General features: G+C 37.2%; 22 protein-coding genes and 1 other RNA gene. 12 read left to right on the plus strand and 11 right to left on the minus strand.

Annotated elements, in window-relative coordinates; translation table 11 throughout:
- Positions 1-44 precede the first annotated feature (44 nt).
- The 10 genes from mutM to gshB form a co-directional block, all read right to left on the minus strand.
- Positions 45-920, minus strand: coding sequence for a bifunctional DNA-formamidopyrimidine glycosylase/DNA-(apurinic or apyrimidinic site) lyase (mutM, locus tag ACFIJ7_RS03455; protein ID WP_375644624.1), 876 nt, complete (start codon positions 918-920; stop codon positions 45-47).
- Between the two features lie 271 nt (positions 921-1,191).
- The gene (locus tag ACFIJ7_RS03460) at positions 1,192-2,439 is read right to left on the minus strand and encodes an aminopeptidase (RefSeq protein ID WP_375635966.1); all 1,248 of its coding nucleotides are present in this window, start codon (positions 2,437-2,439) and stop codon (positions 1,192-1,194) included.
- A gap of 174 nt (positions 2,440-2,613) precedes the next feature.
- A complete protein-coding gene (locus ACFIJ7_RS03465; RefSeq protein ID WP_375635967.1) occupies positions 2,614-3,450 on the minus strand; it encodes a cell wall hydrolase in 837 nt (278 codons plus the stop codon).
- 229 nt (positions 3,451-3,679) lie between these two features.
- Positions 3,680-3,946, minus strand: a complete 267-nt coding sequence (locus ACFIJ7_RS03470) for a hypothetical protein (protein ID WP_375635968.1) — start codon at positions 3,944-3,946, stop codon at positions 3,680-3,682.
- Positions 3,947-4,034: 88 nt separating this feature from the next.
- Positions 4,035-4,757: a phosphate signaling complex protein PhoU gene (gene phoU, locus ACFIJ7_RS03475; RefSeq protein WP_375635969.1), complete on the minus strand. Its 723-nt coding sequence runs from the start codon at positions 4,755-4,757 to the stop codon at positions 4,035-4,037.
- A 21-nt stretch (positions 4,758-4,778) separates the two neighbouring features.
- Positions 4,779-5,537, minus strand: a complete 759-nt coding sequence (gene pstB, locus ACFIJ7_RS03480; protein ID WP_273787813.1) for a phosphate ABC transporter ATP-binding protein PstB — start codon at positions 5,535-5,537, stop codon at positions 4,779-4,781.
- Positions 5,538-5,588: 51 nt separating this feature from the next.
- On the minus strand, positions 5,589-6,878 hold the full coding sequence (gene pstA, locus ACFIJ7_RS03485) for a phosphate ABC transporter permease PstA (protein ID WP_375644625.1): 1,290 nt from the start codon (positions 6,876-6,878) through the stop codon (positions 5,589-5,591).
- The gene (gene pstC, locus ACFIJ7_RS03490) at positions 6,875-8,335 is read right to left on the minus strand and encodes a phosphate ABC transporter permease subunit PstC (RefSeq protein WP_375644626.1); all 1,461 of its coding nucleotides are present in this window, start codon (positions 8,333-8,335) and stop codon (positions 6,875-6,877) included. Before pstC ends, pstA begins: the two co-directional genes overlap by 4 nt.
- 75 nt (positions 8,336-8,410) lie before the next feature.
- Positions 8,411-9,457, minus strand: coding sequence for a substrate-binding domain-containing protein (locus ACFIJ7_RS03495; RefSeq protein ID WP_375644627.1), 1,047 nt, complete (start codon positions 9,455-9,457; stop codon positions 8,411-8,413).
- Positions 9,458-9,599: 142 nt separating this feature from the next.
- The gene (gene gshB / locus ACFIJ7_RS03500) at positions 9,600-10,538 is read right to left on the minus strand and encodes a glutathione synthase (RefSeq protein ID WP_375644628.1); all 939 of its coding nucleotides are present in this window, start codon (positions 10,536-10,538) and stop codon (positions 9,600-9,602) included.
- Between the two features lie 87 nt (positions 10,539-10,625).
- Here gshB and ACFIJ7_RS03505 point away from each other — a divergent pair, with 87 nt between their 5' ends.
- A complete protein-coding gene (locus ACFIJ7_RS03505) occupies positions 10,626-11,420 on the plus strand; it encodes a molybdopterin-synthase adenylyltransferase MoeB (RefSeq protein WP_012754649.1) in 795 nt (264 codons plus the stop codon).
- An 892-nt stretch (positions 11,421-12,312) separates the two neighbouring features.
- Here ACFIJ7_RS03505 and ACFIJ7_RS03510 read toward each other — a convergent pair.
- Positions 12,313-12,876: a c-type cytochrome gene (locus ACFIJ7_RS03510; protein WP_375644629.1), complete on the minus strand. Its 564-nt coding sequence runs from the start codon at positions 12,874-12,876 to the stop codon at positions 12,313-12,315.
- Positions 12,877-12,980: 104 nt separating this feature from the next.
- Here ACFIJ7_RS03510 and ACFIJ7_RS03515 point away from each other — a divergent pair, with 104 nt between their 5' ends.
- From ACFIJ7_RS03515 to miaB, 11 genes are all read left to right on the plus strand, one after another.
- The gene (locus tag ACFIJ7_RS03515) at positions 12,981-13,712 is read left to right on the plus strand and encodes a 3-deoxy-manno-octulosonate cytidylyltransferase (RefSeq protein ID WP_375635976.1); all 732 of its coding nucleotides are present in this window, start codon (positions 12,981-12,983) and stop codon (positions 13,710-13,712) included.
- On the plus strand, positions 13,709-14,572 hold the full coding sequence (locus ACFIJ7_RS03520) for a prephenate dehydratase (RefSeq protein WP_375635977.1): 864 nt from the start codon (positions 13,709-13,711) through the stop codon (positions 14,570-14,572). Before ACFIJ7_RS03515 ends, ACFIJ7_RS03520 begins: the two co-directional genes overlap by 4 nt.
- A gap of 344 nt (positions 14,573-14,916) precedes the next feature.
- Complete coding sequence (locus ACFIJ7_RS03525) at positions 14,917-15,324, plus strand: hypothetical protein (protein WP_375635978.1); 408 nt, start codon at positions 14,917-14,919, stop codon at positions 15,322-15,324.
- A gap of 1,586 nt (positions 15,325-16,910) precedes the next feature.
- Positions 16,911-17,008: signal recognition particle sRNA small type (ffs, locus tag ACFIJ7_RS03530), an RNA gene on the plus strand.
- A gap of 223 nt (positions 17,009-17,231) precedes the next feature.
- Positions 17,232-19,172: a DNA polymerase III subunit gamma/tau gene (locus ACFIJ7_RS03535; protein WP_375644630.1), complete on the plus strand. Its 1,941-nt coding sequence runs from the start codon at positions 17,232-17,234 to the stop codon at positions 19,170-19,172.
- Positions 19,173-19,186: 14 nt separating this feature from the next.
- Entirely contained in the window at positions 19,187-19,510 is a 324-nt protein-coding gene (locus ACFIJ7_RS03540; RefSeq protein WP_012754643.1) for a YbaB/EbfC family nucleoid-associated protein, read from the plus strand.
- A 29-nt stretch (positions 19,511-19,539) separates the two neighbouring features.
- Positions 19,540-20,145, plus strand: a complete 606-nt coding sequence (recR, locus tag ACFIJ7_RS03545; RefSeq protein WP_012754642.1) for a recombination mediator RecR — start codon at positions 19,540-19,542, stop codon at positions 20,143-20,145.
- 49 nt (positions 20,146-20,194) lie between these two features.
- A complete protein-coding gene (locus ACFIJ7_RS03550) occupies positions 20,195-21,223 on the plus strand; it encodes a YeiH family protein (protein ID WP_375644631.1) in 1,029 nt (342 codons plus the stop codon).
- A 738-nt stretch (positions 21,224-21,961) separates the two neighbouring features.
- The gene (tsaB, locus tag ACFIJ7_RS03555; RefSeq protein WP_375644632.1) at positions 21,962-22,648 is read left to right on the plus strand and encodes a tRNA (adenosine(37)-N6)-threonylcarbamoyltransferase complex dimerization subunit type 1 TsaB; all 687 of its coding nucleotides are present in this window, start codon (positions 21,962-21,964) and stop codon (positions 22,646-22,648) included.
- Complete coding sequence (rimI, locus tag ACFIJ7_RS03560) at positions 22,648-23,130, plus strand: ribosomal protein S18-alanine N-acetyltransferase (RefSeq protein ID WP_375644633.1); 483 nt, start codon at positions 22,648-22,650, stop codon at positions 23,128-23,130. Before tsaB ends, rimI begins: the two co-directional genes overlap by 1 nt.
- A 40-nt stretch (positions 23,131-23,170) precedes the next feature.
- On the plus strand, positions 23,171-24,547 hold the full coding sequence (gene miaB / locus ACFIJ7_RS03565; RefSeq protein ID WP_375644634.1) for a tRNA (N6-isopentenyl adenosine(37)-C2)-methylthiotransferase MiaB: 1,377 nt from the start codon (positions 23,171-23,173) through the stop codon (positions 24,545-24,547).
- Positions 24,548-24,581 lie beyond the last annotated feature (34 nt).

Here is a 24,581-nt window from a genome sequence, read left to right on the forward strand (position 1 = left end):
ACGACGACTTTAAGCCTCTTGTAAGATTTTGCAAGACACCTTATTCATTTTTGGCATTGTGAGCAGTAAAAACTTGAACGTCCAGCCTGTAAAATACGCACAATAGGCGTTCCACATTCCAAACATTGCTTACCTTCTCGTCCATAAACTGAAAAAGCATGTTGAAAATAACCAAGTGAACCATCTATATGCATATAATCACGTAAAGAAGAGCCACCAGACAAAATGGCTTCAGAAATCACATTGCGTATATTTTGTGCTAAAGAATCTGCAAATTCACATGCACGTGCCGTTTTTGATGCCAATGTAAATGCACCACGTTGTGGCGACAAACGACTCCGCCAAAGTGCTTCACAAACATAAATATTCCCAAGACCTGCAACAATAGACTGATCAAGTAAAACGCTCTTGAGAGACATTTTTTTATTAACAAAAGCCTTTTGTAAATAACGACCAGAAAACGAATTACTCATAGGTTCAAGCCCTAGCTTATTTAAAAGTGGATGTTCATAAAGCTTGTCCGTATTGACTAAAAGCATAAATCCAAAGCGACGCACATCATTATAAATAAGATGATAAACTTCACCATCCCTTGTTTGAATATCCATGACAAAATGATCATGCTTAACTAATTTACTTGTCGTTGAAAAAACTGTTCTTAAAAGATCATTCTCTATACGCCATGAACCAGACATTCCTAAATGGCTTAAAATCGTTTCATCCTGAGAAAGATGAAATAATAAATATTTCGCACGCCGACCAAGTTCTATAATTGTTCTGCCAATAAGGCGCTCAGAAAAAGCCTCAGGAAAAGGAAAGCGCAAATCTCTACGATTAAGTCTGACAGATACTATCTTTGCATCAGTTACAACAGGCTCAAGTCCACGACGAACTGTCTCTACTTCAGGAAGTTCAGGCATCTCTCTTCTTTAATAATTATACACTTTCCAATTGTATCACCAATAAATTGACTTCTTTTCCCCCCTCAAAGAACGAAGGTTTCCTCTACATCTGCTCTATAAGAAACAAATTTTTGATGAGTGGATTTCTCTTGGCGTCCTACTCATATGAGTCACTTAACTAAAGGCTTTATAGCCAAGCCCTGCCTTGAATATTCACCAAACACTCTAAAATACTTAACGTATCAATGAGGCTTACATCCCACTCCACATCGAATGCGGCATAACAGGATTAAGCCCATTCACCCTTACGAAATACAGGAACTCTTACACCATCTTGGGTAATGCCATCTATATCAATTTCGCCAGAACCAATCATCCAGTCAATATGAATGACACTTTTATTACCACCACGTGCTGCAATCTCTTCTGACGTCAATGATGCCCCATCTAAAAAGCATTTGGAATAACATTGCCCTAAAGCAATATGACATGCAGCATTTTCATCAAATAAGGTATTATAAAAAAGGAGGTCACTCTTAGAAATTGGTGAAGAATGGGGCACAAGAGCAACTTCGCCCAATCGGCTTGCACCCTCATCACTTTGCAAAACCTGTTGCAAAACTTCCTGACCCGTTGATGCACGAGACTCAACAATACGCCCTGCTTCAAAACGTACTTCAATATTATCAACCAGTGTTCCTTGATAGGAAAGTGGTTTCGTCGAACGAACAAAACCTTCAACCTTATGAGCATGAGGAGTCGTGAAAACTTCTTCTGTCGGAATATTCGGATTGCAAATAACACCATTTTGAGCAACGGATGCACCACCATGCCATTCATGATCATCTGCCAAACCAACAGTTAAATCAGTCCCTGGCCCTGTAAAGTGTAAGGCAGAGAAACGCTGCTCATTAAGCCAAGATGATCGTTTCTTTAAATTCTCGTTATGGACACCCCACGCATGTACTGGATCTTCTTCTGTAACACGTGAAGCAGAAAAAATTGCATCGGCTAATTTTTTAATCGCCTCATTCAGTGGTAAAGAAGGAAACATTGCCTCAGCCCATCCTGCTGTTGGATAAGCAACAATTGACCAATTTATAGAAAAATTCGATATTTTTTTGAGAGCAGGCTGGTAAGCTAGTGAAGTCGCCTTATTCAAACGCGCAACCTTATCAAAATCTTGATTGGAAAGGAGCAAAGGATTATCACCAACAATTGCTAAACGCGCTGCCCCATTTTCAAAAGCCTTTGCCATTCCCTCATAAAGCCAAGAAGGGGCACAATCAAAACTAGCTGTATGGGCATTTTCAAAACGTGTAATCGATAACATATCATCACTAAAAATTGGTGTAATGACACCAGCACCAACCTTATAAGCATGATATGCAATACGCCGAACAAAAGGTAATGCTGAAACTGGAGCAGTCAAAACAAGATCTTGCCCCTCTTGTAAATTCAACCCCACTTTTACTGTAATTTCTGCAAGACGATTAAGCATTTCAGGCGAAATTGTCTCATGAATATCAAAGTACATTACCAATACCCTTCTTTAAATAAAATGCGTTCTTTACGTCGTCATATTATAAATTGTTTTTTAGATCCTTTGAGTTTACTTTCTCTACGTATATTGATGCGTGTCATTATCGCTAAAAGATCACTTAATTCATAAACCGCAATGGGCGTATAACCCTTCTTTTGTCGTGAAAACTTACCAGTTTCTGTGTCGTTTTTCTAACATTGCAACAATTGCATTTAACTGATCTGATGAAGGCAAAGTCATAATCGTTTTATTTTCCTCTTTCCTAGCTAGATGTTGAGGTGCATAGGCAGGAATAGGAACTTTATCAAGCTGTACCATAGCAAAATGCGCAGGATGTGCCGTTTTGGACTGTGCTACTTCTATCGAAGGAGATGCACTTTTCTCTACCTTTACTCCCCTACTTTCTGTGCCTTCATCTATAAAGCTTGGCGCATGACCAGAACGTTCTTGAGCAAAAGCATAAGCAACATCATAAGGGCGATTATTTGTAGGAACTTGAAGTTCCCCATCACGTGATCGTTTTTCATAAAAAGCATTTCCCCCTGCAACCTGAACATAATGCATGTTTTTATACGGAAAAGACAAACCAGCGGTATGAAAAAACTTAGCGTGTTTAACTTTCTTATCTCGTTCACCCCGTAAAACAGCATCAGCCGCCTCTCTTACACGAGCAACAGATGCTTTCTCCGTCATAGGACGCGTTAAAACACCAGGAGCAAACTGCTTATATTGACCAACAACACCACAAATCGTCTTAGGATAGGCGGTTGAATTAACACGATTCATAACAACCGTCCCAACGGCAATCATTCCTTCACGGCTTGTGCGATTTGATTCAAAATACATCGCTCGCATAAGACATTGACGCTCTGTCAATGGATACGTAACTGTTTTTGTCTTATTATTATTTACTTTTCCAGTATCTAAACGATTTGAAGCACACCCCACAACAACTAACGGCGCTACACAACAGGTAACAAAAACATTCCAACGATTTTTTTTCATCTTATGCAACACATTCCTATAATCTCTGAGCTATTCAAATTTTGAAATGAGCTTTAAATGTATCTCTTAATAAAGTACATAGCCGATTGTTACCACTCAGTAAAATTTTAATACAAGAGGTAATAAAAAAATATCTATGCAAAATAAAAAATAAAAAACTCTTAATTTACAGATCAATATTATTATTCTTCATGGTCCAATATAGGCCATAATAACCCACACGTTTCAATTACAATAAAGCAACACTATCCACTTCTTCTACATCCAAAAAAATTTGGATACCAAAACTCTTTGCATCGATATTGAAAAAAATAATACAGATATCCCCTTTAATATAAAAACATAAAATTTTAACAAAATGATCTAGAAGAAAACTCCCCTCCGGCCATAATACGAGTGATGATATCATCCAATATACAAATATGTCAAACCAAGAGTTAGCAATCTGCCATGCTTCTCTGAAAAAACTCTTTGTTGCTTCTTTGTACTTTTCCATAATATGGCTATCTTATTCTTTCTATAGCCGCACTGTAAGAAAATACTCATAGTATCTACAAACTTATCTTATACATATAAGAAAAATTTTAATCTATTTTCTTCTCACCTACCCCAACTTTATAAGTAAGGTCATCGCGAGGACGATCAGAAGACATATGGTAACCCGTTATGATATAATGCAGCATTTCAGCAATATTAGTAACATGATCACCAATTCGTTCAATATTCTTTAAACAAAACAGCAAGTGTGTACAAACCGTAATATTGCGCATATCTTCCATCATATATGTCAAAAATTCACGAAAAAGAGAAGTATACAAAGCATCAATCTTCTCATCACGCTCACGCACAGCGTCAACACGCTCTAATAGGCGACTCGTATAAGCATTTAAGACTTCTTTTAATTGATTGAGTGCTAAAGCTGTAATTGTTTCAAGCCCATGATAAACAGAAGCAGATTGACGTATTTCTGAAAGTGCAACTGTCCTTTTAGCAATGTTTTTAGCCATATCCCCAATCCGCTCAAGATCAGAAGAAATACGAATGGCTCCAATAATTTCACGCAAATCAACAGCCATCGGTTGGCGTTTGCAAATAATAGCAACCGCTTTTTCATCAATGTCACGTTCTGCTTCATCTAAAAACACATCATCGGCAATCACTGTCGTTGCAAGTTGAAGATCACTACACACAACCGATGCGACAGAACGTTCAATCATCCTTTCTGCATGGCTCCCCATTTCTGTAATCCTTGCTTTTAAATATTTTAGTTCTGCATCATAAGAACGGACAGTATGGTTCATAGACATATCTTACACTCCTCAATTCACCTATCCAAAACGCCCCGTAATATAATCTTGCGTCCGTTGCTCTTTTGGTGAGGTAAAGATCATTTCAGTTGCACCAACTTCTACCAAGTGCCCTAAATGAAACATAGCCGTATATTGAGAAACACGTGCAGCCTGTTGCATGGAATGCGTTACGATAACAATTGTATAATTTTGCCGTAATGCATCGATAAGCTCTTCAATCCGTGCCGTCGCAATGGGATCAAGAGCTGAACAGGGCTCATCCATCAAAATAACTTCAGGACTAACCGCAATAGCACGTGCAATACACAAACGCTGTTGTTGTCCCCCTGATAAACTTGTTCCAAGATCATGAAGACGGTCTTTTACTTCTTCAAATAAACCTGCCTGCCTCAAACTCTTTTCAACTATATCATGCAATTCAGAGCGCGTTTTAACTAAACCATGAATGCGTGGACCATACGCAACATTTTCAAATATAGATTTTGGAAAAGGACTAGGCTTTTGAAAAACCATTCCAACACGAGCGCGCAATTCTACAACATCAATCCTCTGGTCATAAATATTTTCCCCATCTAAAGTAATAAGACCGGTTGTTTTAGCGCCTTCAATCGTATCATTCATACGGTTAAAACAACGCAAAAAAGTCGACTTTCCGCATCCTGATGGACCAATCAAAGCTGTTACTTGATGTTCAGGAATATCAAGTGTAATACCGTGGAGTGCTTCTTTGTCTCCATAAGAAACCTTCACATCCTGACCTCGCATTTTAATCTTCATTGCAAAAATTCACCTTACAAAAATCTTATCAAAACTGTTATTTTATTAAAATTACTGGCGGCGTTCAAATCGTCGACGTAAACAAACCGCAGAAATATTCATGATTGCAAGAAAAATCATTAATACAATAATAGCACCTGACGTCTTTTCAACAAAAGCGCGCTCTGCTTCACCCGCCCACATAAAAATTTGAACAGGCAAAGCCGTTGCTGGATCCATGGGGGTTGTAGGAATATTAACAACAAAAGCAACCATTCCAATCAGAAGCAAAGGCGCTGTTTCACCCAAAGCCTGTGCGACTCCAATAATTGTGCCTGTCAAAATACCAGGCGCAGCTAAAGGAACAACATGATGAAAAATCATTTGTGTTTTTGATGCTCCCAGTCCTAAAGCTGCTGCACGAATAGAGAGAGGAACTGCACGCAGAGCAGAACGTGTTGCAATAATAATCGTGGGAAGAGTCATGAGCGCTAAAACAAGACCACCAACAAAAGAGGCTGAACGTGGTAATCCTAAAAAATTAACAAAAAACGAGAGTCCTAAAAGACCAAACACAATTGAAGGAACAGCTGCAAGATTATTGATATTAACCTCTATAAAATCTGTAAATTTATTTTTGCGTGCATATTCTTCCAAATAAAGAGCCGTTGCTATGCCTATCGGAAGTGAAACTAATAAAACGATGCCTATCATATAAAGAGAACCAATAATCGCAACACCTAATCCCGCAGTCTCAGGACGACTTGAAGCGCCAAATGTAAAAAAACCAATATTAAATGTTTTATAAAGCGTACCATCATGCGCTAAACGCTTTATCCATTCTACTTGTCGATTAGAAACTTTACGGTTTTTTTCTGCTACACGCAGATCAATCTGTCCCTTATAAGCAGAATCAATATCCGCAGATGCCAAAACCTTAACTTTTTGCATTGTGCCAATCAGTTTTGGATTCTTTGTTACCATTTCACGCAGCTGAACGCGGACACCATTTGAAAACATACGGTTAACTTCTCGAAGAGAGGCGCGGTCATTTTGATCTATACTAAGTTTCTTTGCTAAAGCATTGCGTACAAGAAGTGGATAATTCGCCGTCATGAGCACTCGCGGTTTTGTTTTATGTTGACCACTTGGATCAATGATCTTTTCATCCAAATAAATCAATAATGTCATTTCACTTTGAAAAAAAGCTGTATAACCCTGACTAATGATAGACCATAAAAGCGTAAATAAAAAAAACAAACCAATAAAAATAGCAATCAAACCATAGGCACGAAAACGACGTTCAGCCCAATACCGACGCTTGAGGCTAATATTGCGACGAGGGAAAAAATCTTCATTCATTCATATTGTTCCCGATATTTACGCACAATATAAAGAGCCAGAATATTCATCAAAAGTGTCATAACAAAGAGCGTCATCCCTAAGGCAAAAGCCACCAGAGTTTGTGGAGAATTAAACTCAAAATCACCGGTCAATTGATTAACAATCTTAACAGTCATCGTAGTCATTGCTTCGAAAGGATTGAGTGTTAAGTTTGCTGCAACACCTGCCGCCAAAACCACAATCATTGTTTCTCCAATTGCACGCGATGCCGTTAACAAAATGGCCCCCATAATCCCTGGAAGCGCTGCTGGTATAACAACTTTTTTAATTGTTTCAGATTGCGTTGCGCCTAAACCATAAGAACCTTCACGTAAAATGCGTGGAACAGCCGTAATAACATCATCCGATAAAGAGGAAACAAAAGGTATCAACATAATTCCCATCACAACTCCAGCGGTCAAAACACTTTGTGCCATAATAAACCCAACCCCATCTGAGAGAGAAACAGAGAGATCACGTAAAAATGGTCCTACAACCTTCAAAGCAAAAAAACCATAAACAATGGTTGGAATGCCAGCAAGAACTTCTAATAATGGTTTTACAATTGCTCGCAATCGCGCAGAAGCATACTCAGCCATATAAAGAGCTGAAAATAGCCCTATAGGTACAGCAAAAAGCATGGCGACAAATGCAATATAAAGCGTACCAGCAAGAAGCGGTATTAAACCAAATTGTCCTACTTCATCGCTTGAGCCGCTCGCGGAAAAACGCGGATCCCAAACTGTTCCTAAAAAGAAATTTGAAAATGATACAGACTGAAAAAAGCTTACTGTCTGAAAAAGCATAGAAAGCGCAATGGCTATTGTTGTCAAGACTGCAACAATAGATGCACAAATTAATCCAATAATAATAAAAGATTCAACCTTATTGCGCGCACGCTGATGAGGCGCAATTTGCACCATTCCACAGATAAAACCCAAAGACGCAATAATAAAAATGAAACCATAGCCTATAAACTTAAGCTTTTCAGAAAAGAATACCCACGACTGTGCTATTTTGAACACATCATCCGATGCTTCACTAGGTAAAATCAATCCCTTCGCGAATAACTGTGCCTGCACTTCCTTATAGGAAGCGGTAGAAAGATTCCCCTCAAAGCGATGAATCATTTTGACGAGACTTCGAAGTGTCTCCCAAAGTAGATCATGATTTACAGACTTTGTTACATGCGCACTATACGCCCCAAGCTCTCGAGAGGCATTATATTCTAAATAAATTGTACTCCCAGCATCCCAAACAATTAAAAAAACAAAAGCTGGAATAACAGTAATCAAAAATGTCCACCAGCCATAATAATACGCACGAGAATGCATCTTATGTTGTTTGTATTCAAGAATGCGTGCTCGCATATAAGAAATACAAAAGCCACAAAATCCAAAAATCAATAATAGAAAAATAATGAAGGAAATGCGCATTTTATCTTTCAGTTTTTATAAAAAATAGCACCTAAATTTCCTATCCCAGAAATCCAACCAATTATTCCCTGCAAATTATTTCAATGTCATTACTCGACCAGTAGAAAAATCAGAACGCTGTGCTTGACGCTCCTTTTCAGGAGAAACAATCAAACCATATTCAACCAAAGGACCATCTGGACCAATCATTTGATCAGAAAGAAAAAAGTCAACATACTCTCGCAAACCTGAAACAATACCTAAATGTGCTTTCTTAATATAGAAAAAAAGCGGTCGAGAAACTGGATATTGTCCACTAGAAATCGTCTCAACTGTTGGCGCAAAACCGTTAATATCGGCAACCTTTAGCCTATCAGCATTATTTTGATAAAAAGACAAACCAAAAATACCAACCCCTGTTTTATTAGAAGTTAGACGCGCAAATGTTTCAGAATAATCACCATCAATATCAACCGCTTTTCCATCCTTACGTACCGCAATACAAGCAGTGTGTATCTCCTTATCATCCATTCCTAAAGACTTCATCACCTCAACTGCCCCACTCTCTTTACACCCCTCAGTAAGTAATTTTTCCTCAAAAACTTCACGCGTCCCATGCTTCTCTCCAGGAATATACGCTGCTATCGTCCAATCAGGAAGAGCACTATTAACTGCACTCCATTTCAAAACATTATTCGGTTGCAACTTTCCATCTATAATAATTCGAGCAGCAAGAGCTTTATAAACATCTACTGGCTTTAATTTCCAATCAGGACCTTTAATATCTGTTGCAAAAACAATACCATCATACCCAATACGTATTTCCTCAACATCTTTTACACCAGCATCAACACAAGACTGTAATTCACTCGGTTTCATGGCTCGCGAAGCATTAACAATATCAACGGTGTTCTCCCCAATACCACGGCAGAATTCCTTAATACCAGCTCCTGTTCCACCCGATTCGATAACAGGAACCTTAAAATGGGGATAAATTTCTCCAAATGTCTCAGCAACAATCTTTTGATAAGGTAAAACTGTAGATGAACCAGTAATCTGTATTTGATCGCGCGCATTGCCTCCATTTGCTGACAGCAGTAGCGCAAAAATCAATCCCACTCCAATTGATAATACCCTGCTCATCTATAAACTCCCTAAAAATTGAGGACAAAGCCTCTTAATTTATATCATACGGTCATTCTAGTTCACATTTGCAACATAACAAATATAAAAAACAACATGGATCATTTTTTTAAAACCATGTTTTTGTCCTCTGTCAAATAAATTAATTTGAACGCTTGAACTCAATAACATCCCAAAACAAATGAGCAACATCTGTACCGCAGAAGCGTTTAATTTCACGAATTCCTGTAGGAGACGTCACATTAATTTCTGTTATATAATCTCCGATCACATCAATCCCCACAAAAAGAAGACCACGTTCCTTTAAGGCTGGAGCAATGCGTTCACAAATCTCATAATCACGTTTTGTTAACTCAACATTTTCCGCGCGACCTCCAACATGCATATTAGAGCGCACATCTGTTTTTGTCGGAATTCGATTAATAGCTCCAACGGGTGTACCATCAAGCAAAATAATCCTTTTATCTCCTTTTCGTACTGCCTCTAAATAGCGCTGAACAATAAAAGGTTCATGATAAATTTCTGCAAACATTTCCAACAATGATGCTAAATTGCGATCATCTTGTTTTAAATAAAAAACACCAGCGCCCCCATTTCCATAAAGTGGTTTAACAATAATATCGCCAAATGTCTCTCTAAAAGCTGTTATTTCTTCAATATCTTTGGTAATTAATGTTTCTGGCATCAGATCAGAAAATTCAGTAACAAAAATTTTTTCTGGACTGTTGCGTACCCATGCTGGATCATTCACAACGAGTGTTTTAGGATGAATACGTTCTAACAAATGAGTCGTCGTGATATAATTGAGATCAAAAGGTGGATCTTGGCGTAAAAGAACCACATCCATATCTGTTAATTCCGTGCGAACAGGCTTTTCTAATTGATAGTAGTTTTCCTCTTTATCATGCACAATCAATGGCTCTAGTCGTGCAATCACACAACCATCGCACAGAGATAAACGATCTGGTGTATAATGGAAGAGAGAATGTCCACGTTCTTGTGCTGCTAAAGCGAGTGCAAATGTCGTATCTCCTTGAATCCGAACTGTTGAAATATGATCCATCTGAATAGCAATTTTCATAAATAAATCCTCCCTATCCTAAAAGCAGACTGGTCTATGCACCATAAACTTAGTAAACAATAAAAGAACTATGACAAGAGAAAATTTATGACACAAGAAACAGATACAAAATTAAACAACAAAGAAATCGAACGCTATGCACGCCACATCATTTTGCCTGAGATTGGTGGTGCAGGGCAACAAAAGCTAAAAAAAGCACGTGTTCTTGTTGTGGGCGCTGGTGGTCTTGGTGCTCCTGTCTTAACCTATTTGGCTGCCGCAGGTGTTGGAACCCTTGGAATTGTCGATAACGACATCGTTTCACTTTCCAATTTACAACGCCAAGTTATTCATAAAACAAATGCAATAAACAAAAGAAAAACAGACAGTGCTGAAACCACTATAAAAGCAATAAATCCCCATGTTGTAGTTGAAAAACACACCCTACGCCTAGATAAAAGTAATGTGGATAAACTGCTCAATGCTTACCACATCATTGTTGATGGAAGTGATAATTTTACGACACGCTATCTTCTTGCTGATCACGCTGCCCAATGCAAAAAACCTTTAATAAGTGGTGCTGTAGAACGTTTTAATGGTTCATTAACCGTCCTTATGCCGTATAAAGACAATAATCCTCACTATCGCGATTTATTTCCCACTCCTCCGGCTCACGGAACTATCCCAACATGCGCTGAAACTGGAATCATCGGTGTTTTACCTGGCGTTATTGGGACCCTACAAGCAATGGAAGTTATTAAAATGATCACAAATATTGGTGAACCCTTAGTGGGAAAAATTCTTCTCTACAATGGATTATTAGCGCAATTTAATATTATTACTTATAAACGCTCAAATTATAAGGAAAATGCCATAGTTATTAAGAAGCTTGGGGAATCATGATTATGTCTCCTCGCGCATTAATTTTTAGCACTCTCGCAATATGTATTGAAATACTGATGTTTTATCGTAAGTCATCGAAACACTGTAACCAATGGAAACTATTAAATTTATCACAAATATGGAAGACCTTTTGTGAAAAAATAATTCTCTATAATAGCTTATCAGCATAATTTCATGTCATCGTCTATAAATGAACAAAGACTCGTGCAAACTTAGCTGCCATCAGTATTCTTGTGTAAAAAATTTTCGAAGTAGATAAAAATATAATCAGCAGAACTCTATTTTACTATTTACACATAAAAATTGCTTCACATGAAAGTGCTTACTTCAAACCATAACCTGTAAATAAATAATCTAAATCATAGTTTAGTTATCGATACTATAAAAGATCAATGATCTGTCCCTACACCTCTAACCTCAAGAGAAAACGTCTATTCATCAAGCATCATAAAACGCAGCTTAGGATTATTGCACGTATAAGAATAATAAATTGTCTCTGTCCATAAGAAAAATACATGGGTATTGATGTGTACAGAAAGATTCTGTTAAACCTCATGGAGAGCTTTAATTACATAATTATTGCATTCAGAAGAAGAAAGCTGCGGCTCATGAATTTATAATCCTTCAGCAATAATTTCACAGACAAGCATATGTAGAAAAAGTGAAGCAAACGAATCTTGAAAATCAATCTGCAGATGACAGCGTAAAGAGTGCATTTTTATAAAAGATCTCTTTAAAACAAGCGAGTAAATATGTAACATTAAATGTATTCTGTTTTGAATGAGGGACGTTCCCCCTAACAAAACATCGATAAGAGCTCTTTTGATAAAACCGTGAAACTAAAATTACAAAAAATCAGACTTCTTTCTAAAATTAACATCTATGGTATAAGTTAATTTGGCTCGTTCGCTTTATTATTATCCATTGGTAAAGGAACAGGATGATCGGATAAACTGCGTAAATAAAGCAAAAGATCGGCACGATCTTGATCATTTTTAATTCCACGAAAAGACATAATAGTCCCAGGAAAAGCTTCACGTGGAGAATGTAAATAACGATCCAAAGTGATAAAATCCCATTTTTGATCAGAATGAGAACGCAATGCCCGTGAATAAGCAAAACCTGCTGCTGATGCCAAAGGGCGATTAACAATCTCCCAGAGAACTGGACCAACACGCCCTGCTTCATTGCGTCCAGAAGTATGGCATATGGCACATTGGCGAAAAAGTTTACGGCCATTTTCAAAATTGCCTTGTTGAAGACGGCTATTTAGTGATAGAGAAACATCAGGTGCTTTTTGTTTTTCTTGAAATGTATCATTCTTGGCAACTGTATGATAATATTGGACTGATGTAGGATGATCGTAAACTATATTGCTGAGTGTAGAAATCCCCACAATAATGACCAGCACACATAAACAAGCACAAATAAAATAAATAAATCTCGAGCGATTCATAAAAACTCAAATGTTCACGGTTTCATTACCATTTTTAGTTTAAGCTTTTTCTTTATAACACACAACATCATAAATGCATCACAGATGACATTTGGAATCTTACAATGGCTCTTGAACCAATTATTCTTATTCCTGCTCGTATAGGCTCAACCCGTCTTCCTCAAAAAGCTCTCGCTGAAATTGGCGGAAAGCCGATGATTGTACATGTCGCAGAACAAGCCAAAAAAGCTGCAATAGGGCGTACGATCGTTGCAACAGATCATAATGATATTGCTAAAGCTGTTGCAGATTATGGGCATGAATGTATCATAACACAAGGTGATCATAAGTCTGGATCTGATCGTATTTATGAAGCTTTAATGCGTATTGATCCTGAACAACGTTATAATACCATTTTAAATATACAAGGTGACTTACCAACAATAATGCCTCGTGAAATCATTCATGCGCTACGCCCTTTAGAAAATAGCTTTACTGATATTGCAACCTTGGGTGCTCGAATCATTGAAGAAAATGAAAAAAGAGATCCCAATGTCGTCAAAATCATTGGTACACCTCTTTCTCAAAATCGCCTTCGTGCTCTTTATTTTACGCGCACCACAGCACCTTATGGAGATGGTCCTCTTTATCATCATATTGGAATATACGCTTATCGGCGCGAAGCACTTGAGAAATTTATATCATTCAAACCCTCTACACTCGAGCAACGCGAAAAACTTGAACAATTACGTGCATTAGAACATAATATGCGCATCGATGTGGAGATAGTTGATACAATTCCCTTAGGCGTAGACACACAACGTGATCTCGATAAAGTGCGCGAGATTTTAGCATGAAAATACTTAAAAAAACCAATAAAATTTCTTTCCAAGGAGAATACGGCGCTAATTCCCATATTGCTTGCTCCAATATGTTCCCCAATATGGATGCTGTTCCCTCTGCTACTTTTGAAGATGCCCTTAATTTAGTGGAAAGTGGGAAAGCTGATCTTGCTATGATCCCTATTGAAAATACTCTTGCGGGACGCGTTGCAGACATTCATCATCTTTTACCGCAATCATCTCTTTATATTATTGATGAATATTTTTTACCTATCCATTTTCAATTAATGGTTTTGCCCGGCGTTACATATGACGAAATTAAAACCGTCCACAGCCATACGCATGCCCTTGCACAATGCCGAAAAATCATACGAAACAACGGTTGGAAACCTGTTGTTTCTGCTGACACCGCTGGAGCTGCAAAATTTATTAAAAAAAATGCTAAACGTTCACAGGCTGCCTTAGCTCCTCTGATCGCAGCAGAACTCTATGGACTTGATATTCTTGAAAGGGATGTTGAAGATACCCCTCATAATATTACCCGTTTTGTCATCCTTTCACGCTCCAAACGACATGTTCCCAAGCCTAAAAATGGCGAAAAAATCATCACCAGTCTTCTTTTTCGAGTGCGCAATGTCCCGGCTGCTCTCTATAAAGCTATGGGAGGATTTGCAACGAATGGTATCAATATGACAAAATTAGAAAGCTATCAAATTGGTGGAAATTTCAATGCAACACAATTCTTTGTTGATATTGAAGGACATCCTGAAGATCCGATGATGAAACTTGCCTTAGAAGAATTATCTTTCTTTTCTGCAGAACTGCGTATTATCGGTACTTATCCGGCACAAAACGATCGAACATCGTATATATAAAAGCAATTCAACTTGTATAAAAATCAATGTAAAAACACAGTAACCAAACATAAAAACGCTTGTACCATATATTTCCCTTTATATATTAAAGAGAGGTTCTTGAGAAAAGTCATTTCTTCTGACAATTTATTTCAATAAAGATAACGAACTTCCAAATTAACTCTCAAAACAATTCAAATTATTATACATAATAGAGCATTCAAATCTCTTAGACTGATATCATTCTGAACATGGTTTAAAGCTAGAAAATGCAACTTAGCCCTGCTTTTAGCATTAAGTTTGAACTTTCATTTTTATAAAAACTGATTTATGATTCATCTCACTTTAGAAAAAAGGAAAGGATAATGAAAAAAATCTTCGCGCAAGGATTATTAGCCGCAAATATTTTCGCCTACTCTAGTGTTGCATTTGCTGGCTTTGGTGAGAGAAAATGGAATTTTTCGCTGGATGAAAGTGTTGTGATCACCCCATCCGATATTGTCCATCAAGGAGTTGAATACTCTTGTAGTATCTTTAAACCGAATAAAGTATCCTTCACTTTATCGTACTCTACCCCTTCTGATCTAAACAAATTGAGAATTGTTGTTGATGATGAAAAGAAAATAACCCATGATAAAGAAAAGAAGGTCTTTACACTAAAAAATATAAAATCTCTTCATATAAGTTTTCCTTCGTCAGGACATTATATTTTTAAAAATATTACGAAGAAAAAAGTTGTTGGAACGAATTGTGACACAGGAGATTATGATTAATAATATTTCTATAACATCTAAATTTGAGTAGAGTTATTCTTTTTTCAGGTATTTTTTTCAAAATACGACATGATAAGCTGTTAAAACTAATCGCTGAAGAGGTATTTTTATACTAATATGGAAAAACCTTAAGCTGCTCAGAACATTAGATATTGAAGGACTTTTGCAAAAACTAAAAGACTAAACTTAAATTGTTCTGGATTTTCTACTATAAAAGCTATTTTTTAATAAGAATATGACTTCTATCTTCGTAGCTGCTTCATTTTAAGTGCTCTGAAGCACATCTTACCCAAATCACTTAGATAAACAGAAAAGCAAAATTTTCTCTATAGATGCATTCCTCGCTGCATTTTAAATCACACTCATTCAGCTTTTTGTAAAAATTCATCTCGTTTTTCCCTCCTTGTTAAAGAATATAATTATTTGAAACTATAAAATGTCGCTTATATCGAATAAGAACCATTTTTACGCTTATAAAACCAGTACCCCCTTATTTCTATAGCGCTGAATGTTGCATCTTCTCTTGTATGAGCACAGTCACTTAAAAAATATATGAAACCTTTTCTCAAATGATGAAAATTCATATATTGATCCATCTTGTGATAAACATCGATGTTTTTTAATTAAAAGAACAAGCACGCAAAGAGCGATAACATCTACTCAGTATTTATATTCGTATATGTTAAAAGAAAAAATATTACGTATTTGATATTTCATTCACTATAGAAATGAGGTGGTGGTCTTATAAGATATTTAAGATATTGACTTATCATTATAAGACTTTGATTTTTTATACTGAATTACAACCACGAATAAAGTAAGATCCTCCCATCTTAAATCTTCATATTGAATCAATTAAAATCGTTTCCTTAAAAGTTACAAATGGGACTGGTGTGTGAGTAAAAACGATTAAAAAAGGAATAAAAATGCTTCTTATAAAGCCTCTCAAGTGCAAGGGATCGCAACATTGGGAATTGTTAATAGTATGAGGGCTCAAATTTATACTTTTATTAAGCATAAAGAGGGTAGTGTACAATGGATTTATACCTCAAGGGAAGTATGTATACTATTTACGAGCGGGGTTTGAAATATAGTTAACAGTACTGAGCAATAGCTCTTTAAAAAGCATGTGAATGTAGAACATTAAGTTATTCTGTTTGGGATGTTCTGTTTTGTGTGAGAGGAGCAACACCATTAAAGCAATATTTGCTAATTATTTAAATAGCACTCTTCCCCCTAACTTTCGAATGTTAGCCAATTACATGATCTATCTACTTTATTTGCTTCTTTGACTGTTGTAAATTTTTGATGATTCAATTTCGTAGTTTTAGAACAGACGTATCTATCCTAACACTCTTACATGTTTCAGCGAATGAGAATAATTATACATTCAGATTATCTTAAGCGAAAAATATTTTCATACCAAATAAATATGAAGAGCTACTGCTATGAAAACTGGTAAATCCATAATCTCTTTGTTGTTTATATGTCAATAAATTAAACGCAAAGGAAAATTCTTCGTCGTTCTTAGGATATTTTTCGTTTCTGAGCTTGATTTTTCATTCCAAATCGACAATATGAACTTGGGAGGTTGGTGGTGGACGAACTGCTCGCCAACTGGGTCAGGTCTGGAAAGAAGCAGCCCCAACGAGTTTTGGTACGGGTCATCGTGCCAACCTCCTATTTTGCTGAAGAAATTATTTTTTATGCTGTCTTTGAGCGAGGTACTTTTAATCTTCAGAGCGGCATTTGTATGCAGCAAATAAAGGGGTTTTGTTATTTTTTAACAAATTGTCCCATAAATAATTTGATTAAGAAAAAATCCTTTTATATGAGACTACAGTATTGATCTATGCTTTTGTATTATCAAAATGTACGCATAAAGAACTTCGAAGTTGGAAATATTCATGGAAAATGTACCGGTAGAAACAGCCTATCGTGTTCTTGCTCGTAAATATCGACCCCAAAACTTCTCTGACCTTATTGGTCAGGAAGCTATGGTGCGTACTCTCACCAACGCCTTTGAAAAAGGTCGTATTGCACAAGCGTGGATGTTAACAGGGATTCGTGGCGTAGGTAAAACCACAACAGCACGTATTTTGGCACGTGCGCTTAATTATAAAACAAAAGATATTGACCAACCGACAACCGTATTAGACTCTCTTGGTGAACATTGCACACAAATTATCGAAGGACGCCATATTGATGTTATAGAAATGGATGCCGCTTCTCATACGGGCATTGATGATATTCGTGAAATTATTGAACAAATACGCTATCGTCCTGTTTCTGCACGTTATAAGGTTTATATTATCGATGAAGTACATATGCTCTCAACACAAGCCTTTAATGGTTTATTGAAAACTCTTGAAGAACCACCGTCCCATGTGAAATTTATTTTTGCCACAACAGAAATTCGCAAAGTTCCTATTACAATCCTTTCGCGTTGCCAACGTTTTGATTTGCGGCGTATTGAATCAAAAGCTTTGAGTGCACATTTGCGCCAAATTGCGAAATATGAAAAGGTAGAAGTAGAAGATCAAGCACTCTCTATGATTGCCCGTGCTGCAGAAGGATCTGCACGTGATGCATTATCCATTTTTGATCAAGCGATTGCCCATAGCAATGGCAATGTTAATGCCATTGCGGTGCGTACAATGTTAGGATTAGCGGATCAAGCACGTATTATTGATCTTTTTGAATTTATCATGAAGGGCGATGTTGTTAATGCATTACATGAATTACGCAGTCAATATGAGGCAGGTGCTGATCCTCTTACTATATTGACAGAACTAGCCGACTTTAATCATTTGGTCACACGTTTACGTTTTACACCAGAAATAGTGGAAGATTTCTCACTGACTGAAGAACAACGTTTAAGAAGTTTAGACTTTTCAAAAAAACTTTCCGTTCCTATTTTATCCCGAAACTGGCAAATGTTACTCAAAGGTTTACAGGAAGTTAATCAAACTGCACGTCCGCTTCAAGCCGCTGAAATGCTTTTAATTCGTCTTGCTCACACGGCTGACTTACCAACTCTTGATGAAGCTTTAAAAAAGCTTACGCAAGAAAAAACACCTCTCACACTGGTTAAAAACTCTTCTCATCAAGAATCTACAAATGCAGATAATATAACAAAAGAAACAATGGTCGAAGCCCATGCTTCCTCGAGCGTTTCAAATACATTACCAGATCAATCAGATTTAAAAACATCCTTGAAAAACCAATTAGATCATTCCTTACAACCGGAAAATTTAGTTAGAAATCAAAAACCTGACAAAATCAACGCCCAAGAAGTAACAGAAACTCTTGAAAATTCTCAATCTATTGATCTTTCTGAAAAGAGTGCAAATTTATCGCATTCTGTCACGCAAACAACAGAAAAGATTACTCAACCTAAAACTCTAGTGATTAATTCTTTGCACGATATTGTTCAATTAGCCGAACAGCATAATGATGCTCCTTTCAAACTCCTTATTAAAGAATTTGTTCATCCTGTTTCTTTTGAAGCTGGGCATATTACCTTAAGACTTTCTGAAAATACCCCACAATTTCTTGCTCATGATATAGAAAAAAAAATCTCTCAATGGACTGAAAAACGCTGGACAATAACTTTTGTTAATGAAGGAGGTGGACCAACCTTACAGGAGGAAAGTATAGCGATTCAAAAGACTCTTTTTTCCAATGCAGAAACAGATCCTGATATCGCGAAAATCCTCAACCATTTCCCAGAAGCAAAAATTGTCGATATTCGACTCAATAAAGAAGAAAATGATCTTGATTTACTTCCCAATACCTTTAAAAATGCTGATATTTTTAAAAATAAAAATGATATCAATGATGAATAAGGATACCTATTCCTATGCGTGAAATGATGAGCATGATGAAAAAAGCCAAAGAAATGCAAGAAAAAATGCAGAAGATTCAGGAAGAAATAGCTAATCTGCAAGCTACCGGCACTGCAGGGGGGGGGCTCGTCAATATCACTTTAAATGGCAAAAATATTATAACAGCAATTCAAATTGATCCTTCATTACTCAAACCTGAGGAAGCTGAAATTCTCGAAGATCTCATTATGGCAGCTTATAATGAAGCAAGAACAAAAATCGAAATCGCAATAGAAGAAAAAACCAAAAGTATAACGGCAGGAATACCGCTCCCTTCAGGTTTCAAGCTTCCATTTTAATGAAACGGATTTTTCCGTGGGACAAAAATATGTCTAAATACATTGCAGGACCTGAGATTGAACGTCTCATTCAGATTTTATCACGTATACCAGGTCTTGGTCCACGTTCAGCGCGTCGTGCTGCGCTTCATCTTATCAAAAAAAAGGAAACATTGCTGGAGCCTTTAGGAGCAGCTATACAAGCAGCTATAGAAAAAGTCGGCATTTGTTCTGTTTGTGGAAATGTCGATACCATTGATCCTTGTTCAATTTGTACAGATTTGCGCCGCGATGATACAACAATCATCGTTGTTGAGGATATTGCTGATCTGTGGGCTCTTGAACGCGCAAAAACTTTAGCCGCACGTTACCATGTATTGGGTGGACGACTCTCCCCCTTAGATGGAATAGGTCCTGACGAACTCAACATTGCCACCTTAATACAACGTGTTGTACAAAATCCTATTACGGAAATTATTCTTGCTGTCAATGCGACTGTCGAAGGTCAAACAACTGCTCACTATATCACCGATCAGCTCTCTAACTTCTCCGTTAAAATTACGCGACTTGCTCATGGTGTTCCTGTAGGAGGCGAGCTTGATTATCTTGATGATGGAACTTTAGCAGCAGCTGTACAAGCACGAACAAATCTCTAAAACTTTTTCCTCTTCACCTTTAGCTCTTTAATGACGGGGGAATATTAAAATGTCAAAGAAAAAACTCTCATTTTTGAACGACCTTGGTCCAGGTATTCTATTATGCCTGCTCATATCTGCCTTAGCTTATGGTTTAGAAGTAATAGAAAAACAGTTTTTCGCAGAAGCGTGGCTTGAAAGCCTTGTTTTGGCAATTCTTTTAGGATCAATTACTCGTAGCTGTTTTAATCTGCCCAAATATTTCCAAAAAGGTATAGTCTTTTGTGCAAAAACGCTTCTTGAAATTGCTATTGTTCTTTTAGGGGCAAGCATTAGCATCCGTGCTGTTCTTTCAGCCGGTTGGAATTTGCTTGCAAGCATCGTATTCGTTATATTTATAACGATCCTCATTAGTTTTGTTATAGGCAGACTTTTTGGACTTTCTGCAAATTTAGCAATGCTGGTCGCTTGTGGTAATGCCATTTGTGGCAATTCAGCTATCGTTGCAACTGCCCCTGTCATTCATGCTAAACATGAAGATGTAGCGGCAGCAATTGCTTTTACCGCTCTTTTAGGGGTTCTTATTATTTTATTTCTCCCTTTTTTACACCCACTTTTGAATTTATCATTTAACCAATACGGTGTGCTTGCTGGCATGGTTGTTTATGCTGTACCACAGGTCTTAGCAGCAACAGCGCCAATATCTTTCGTGAGCGTTCAAATTGCAACAATTGTCAAATTGGTGCGGGTTTTAATGTTGGGCCCTGTTATTTTTATCCTATCCATCATCTATCGTCGATCAGCACAAACACATTTTCGTCTACATACTCTCGTCCCATGGTTTATCATCGGTTTTATTATCATGATGCTTATTCGTTCAAGCGGACTTATTCCTGAAACGGCTATAAACCCGATCAGACTTATTGCTCAACTGTTCACGGTCATTTCAATGGCAGCTTTAGGATTAGGTGTTGATATCCGCTCATTAAAAAAAGCAGGATGGCGCGTTATTTTAGCTTCAACTTTCTCCATACTCCTTCTTGGCGCTTGTAGCCTTATCATGATAGGATTGATTGATCTGAACCATATAACATTTTGAAATATGCATTTATTACTATTTTTCAATGGAGCATGCAATCAATCCAAAGGTTCACTAATATTAAAATCAGTTCTTTCATACAACCAGAAAAAGTTCTAAAATACTGCTCATTATTCTATACAAAAAATTAAAAGAGCTGATATTTAAGTGAAAACTGTCAAATTTGCTTTTCAGTCCATAATGATTTGCAACGGCGTAGTATTAAAATACGTAACTCATGCAAAACAATGCCATTTCTTTCATCTTCTCTCATTATGCTGAAGTTTTTATATAAAGACTGATAGAATATGCTCTTATTGGGAAAAAATGTGGGGTCATGGCTTTCCCCCTTTTAACTTACTTTTACTTACTATGGAATACAAATGGCATCATCATACTATTTGATAGCTCAAAATGTTTGTGACAATCCTTACATTTAAAAGATTCGTGAAAGGAGTTTTTATTCTTTTCTTCAACAGTTTTGATTCACACCCTAATTCCGCTTGTAATATACAAGCTAATAACTTTAATTGTCTCACCATAAGTAGATTTGAAATAAGAGAATCTTACAATATTCAAGGTACTCATTCAAAAAGTGAAAACAAATAGGGATTAAATCAACATCTCGTTCTATCCCATAAAAAGATATTGTTGCTTATTGGCACTAGTAACTTTCTTACAAATGAAATATACGATAATAAAAAGATTAAAAATACAGCAGGACTTTTGTTTATCGTTTTATTCAACTAAAATATTTTTATGCTTATCCTTGCTATAGATACTGCTTCAATTTATTGTGCTGTTGCGCTCATTCGTCATAAATCTGTTATTGCGCATATCAATGAGCGCATGAACAAAGGACATGCTGAAAAACTTATTGGGCAGATTACACAAATAATGACACAAGCCAATATGACGCTTGATCAAGTTGAGCGTATTGCTGTCAATATTGGACCTGGATCATTTACTGGTGTACGTGTCGGTGTTGCAACAGCACGCGCTTTGGCATTAGCACTTGAAATACCTGCTGTTGGAGTGAGTGCTCTTGAAGCGTTAGCAGCACAAGTAATAAACAGTAAAAGTACAGCATCAGCAATTACTGTTGTCATTGAAGCAGGGAGAGAGATGTTCTACCATCAAAATTTTCATAATGATCTCACGCCTTTGGGAGCGCCGGGATTAAAAACAATTGAAAATATCCTCGAAGATTTGCCAAAAAAAACCCGACTGACTGGCCCAGCGGCTGATGTCGTTGTGGAGCATATTAAAAGCCATAAAATAAACGAAAAAATTGTCCTAGAAAAAATCCCCTGCGAAGCGGCTGATATTGTAAACTATGCTTATCTTGCCGCAAACAAACAATCAAAAAATTCGCCTCGCCCACTCTATCTACGCAGCGCTGATGCAAAACAACAAACCAATTTTGCTTTACCACAAAAAAAATAATGCCCAAATTTTCATTGACAAAAAAGAATTTTGGAATTGCTCCGCTACAAGTTAATGATGGTGCTCCTCTTCATCAAATTCATCAACATTGTTTTACTCCGTCTTGGGGAAAACAAGCTTTTGATAATTTCTTAACAGATCACTCTATCTTCGGATACAAAGTGTTTCTCATTGATCGCTCTGATCAAATTTTAGGCTTTTGCCTATGCCGCCTCATCCTTGATGAAGCAGAAATCATCACAATTGCTGTTCACCCTCATTATCGTCAACAAGGAATTGGTACCTTTCTTATCGAAAGCACAGTTCACCATCTTCACGACAAAGGCGCTATAAAATTATTCTTGGAAGTAGAAGCCACAAACCTTTCTGCTTTGAACCTTTATCAACGCTTTGAATTTCAAAAAATTTCTGAACGTCTTGCCTACTACCCCTCAAAAAATGGTCGTGGTGATGCAATTATCATGCAAAAAACTTTTAAGTAAATAGATTGAGATTTGTGTAAAAAACATTTACACATGCACCATGAATAAAGTAAACCCTAAAAATACGCCTCCTGTTGCTCCGAAAAAGGTTTTTATCAAAACCTATGGATGTCAAATGAATGTTTATGATAGCCAACGGATGACTGATAGTCTCAGTTCGCAAGGCTATGTGACAACACAAATTCCCAATGAGGCCGATCTTATTCTTGTTAATACCTGTCATATTCGTGAAAAAGCAGCAGAAAAACTTTATTCTGATCTCGGTCGTTTGCGCGTTATGCGTCAAGAGCGCACACCTGATAAACCCCTGATGGTTGGTGTAACGGGTTGTGTTGCACAAGCTGAGGGAAGTGAAATCTTGCGCCGTGCTCCAACAGTGGATCTTGTTATTGGTCCGCAAATGTATCATCGCTTGCCAGAATTGTTAGAGAAAGCCAAACAAGGAAAAAAAATTATCGAAACAGACTATGCTGTTGAAGATAAATTTGCTCATTTACCGCCCCATAATAAACATGCAGTAAGAAAACGAGGTGTTAGCGCATTTTTAACAGTACAGGAAGGTTGCGATAAATTTTGCACTTTTTGTGTTGTGCCCTATACACGCGGTGCCGAAATATCACGATCCGTTGAGCAAATTACTGAAGAAGCCCTTCAACTCATCGAAGCGGGTGTCAAAGAAATTACGCTGCTTGGACAAAATGTCAATGGTTGGCATGGACAAAGTGCTGATGGCAAAACTTGGCGTCTTGGCGATCTTCTTTATCATCTTGCAAAACTCGATGGTTTAAAGCGTTTGCGTTACACAACCAGCCACCCACGTGATATGGATGACAGCCTTATTGCCGCGCATCGAGATCTTGATATGTTAATGCCTTACCTCCATCTTCCTGTTCAATCAGGTTCAGATCGCATCTTAAAAGCTATGAACCGCCAACACAAAAGCTCTCATTATCTTCATCTTATCGAAAAAATTCGAACCGCACGGCCAGATATTGCCTTTTCAGGCGATTTCATTGTAGGGTTTCCAGGAGAAACAGATGAAGACTTTGAAGAAACCATTAAACTTATTCAACAAGTACAGTACAGTTCAGCTTATTCTTTTAAATATTCCCCCCGTCCTGGAACAGTGGGAGCCACAATGAAAAATCATGTTGATGAATCTGTAAAAGATGCCCGCCTTCAACATTTACAAGTCCTTCTCCTTGAGCAACAAAATGCGTTTTTGCGTTCTAAAATTGGTCAAAAAACTAACGTTCTCATCGAAAAACCTGGACGTCACTCAGGGCAAATGGTAGGACGTTCCCCTTGGCTTTTACCTGTTGTCTTAGATACAGAAGTCTCTACAGGTAGCGTAATAGAAATTCATATTAAAAATGCAAGCTCAAACAGTTTTGTTGGTGAAGTGACAAATAGATAAACATACTTCTAAAACCTTGTTCACAATAAATATT

Source organism: Bartonella sp. MR100HLJHH (genome assembly GCF_042194215.1).
Classification (GTDB): domain Bacteria; phylum Pseudomonadota; class Alphaproteobacteria; order Rhizobiales; family Rhizobiaceae; genus Bartonella; species Bartonella grahamii.

Excerpts from the sequence above, each read along its gene's own strand:
- mutM (WP_375644624.1), bottom strand. The coding sequence starts at position 920 with ATGCCTGAACTTCCTGAAGTAGAGACAGTTCGTCGTGGACTTGAGCCT.
- ACFIJ7_RS03460 (WP_375635966.1), bottom strand. The coding sequence starts at position 2,439 with ATGTACTTTGATATTCATGAGACAATTTCGCCTGAAATGCTTAATCGT.
- ACFIJ7_RS03465 (WP_375635967.1), bottom strand. The coding sequence starts at position 3,450 with ATGAAAAAAAATCGTTGGAATGTTTTTGTTACCTGTTGTGTAGCGCCG.
- ACFIJ7_RS03470 (WP_375635968.1), bottom strand. The coding sequence starts at position 3,946 with ATGGAAAAGTACAAAGAAGCAACAAAGAGTTTTTTCAGAGAAGCATGG.
- phoU (WP_375635969.1), bottom strand. The coding sequence starts at position 4,757 with ATGTCTATGAACCATACTGTCCGTTCTTATGATGCAGAACTAAAATAT.
- pstB (WP_273787813.1), bottom strand. The coding sequence starts at position 5,537 with ATGAAGATTAAAATGCGAGGTCAGGATGTGAAGGTTTCTTATGGAGAC.
- pstA (WP_375644625.1), bottom strand. The coding sequence starts at position 6,878 with ATGAATGAAGATTTTTTCCCTCGTCGCAATATTAGCCTCAAGCGTCGG.
- pstC (WP_375644626.1), bottom strand. The coding sequence starts at position 8,335 with ATGCGCATTTCCTTCATTATTTTTCTATTATTGATTTTTGGATTTTGT.
- ACFIJ7_RS03495 (WP_375644627.1), bottom strand. The coding sequence starts at position 9,457 with ATGAGCAGGGTATTATCAATTGGAGTGGGATTGATTTTTGCGCTACTG.
- gshB (WP_375644628.1), bottom strand. The coding sequence starts at position 10,538 with ATGAAAATTGCTATTCAGATGGATCATATTTCAACAGTTCGGATTCAA.
- ACFIJ7_RS03505 (WP_012754649.1), top strand. The coding sequence starts at position 10,626 with ATGACACAAGAAACAGATACAAAATTAAACAACAAAGAAATCGAACGC.
- ACFIJ7_RS03510 (WP_375644629.1), bottom strand. The coding sequence starts at position 12,876 with ATGAATCGCTCGAGATTTATTTATTTTATTTGTGCTTGTTTATGTGTG.
- ACFIJ7_RS03515 (WP_375635976.1), top strand. The coding sequence starts at position 12,981 with ATGGCTCTTGAACCAATTATTCTTATTCCTGCTCGTATAGGCTCAACC.
- ACFIJ7_RS03520 (WP_375635977.1), top strand. The coding sequence starts at position 13,709 with ATGAAAATACTTAAAAAAACCAATAAAATTTCTTTCCAAGGAGAATAC.
- ACFIJ7_RS03525 (WP_375635978.1), top strand. The coding sequence starts at position 14,917 with ATGAAAAAAATCTTCGCGCAAGGATTATTAGCCGCAAATATTTTCGCC.
- ACFIJ7_RS03535 (WP_375644630.1), top strand. The coding sequence starts at position 17,232 with ATGGAAAATGTACCGGTAGAAACAGCCTATCGTGTTCTTGCTCGTAAA.
- ACFIJ7_RS03540 (WP_012754643.1), top strand. The coding sequence starts at position 19,187 with ATGCGTGAAATGATGAGCATGATGAAAAAAGCCAAAGAAATGCAAGAA.
- recR (WP_012754642.1), top strand. The coding sequence starts at position 19,540 with ATGTCTAAATACATTGCAGGACCTGAGATTGAACGTCTCATTCAGATT.
- ACFIJ7_RS03550 (WP_375644631.1), top strand. The coding sequence starts at position 20,195 with ATGTCAAAGAAAAAACTCTCATTTTTGAACGACCTTGGTCCAGGTATT.
- tsaB (WP_375644632.1), top strand. The coding sequence starts at position 21,962 with ATGCTTATCCTTGCTATAGATACTGCTTCAATTTATTGTGCTGTTGCG.
- rimI (WP_375644633.1), top strand. The coding sequence starts at position 22,648 with ATGCCCAAATTTTCATTGACAAAAAAGAATTTTGGAATTGCTCCGCTA.
- miaB (WP_375644634.1), top strand. The coding sequence starts at position 23,171 with ATGAATAAAGTAAACCCTAAAAATACGCCTCCTGTTGCTCCGAAAAAG.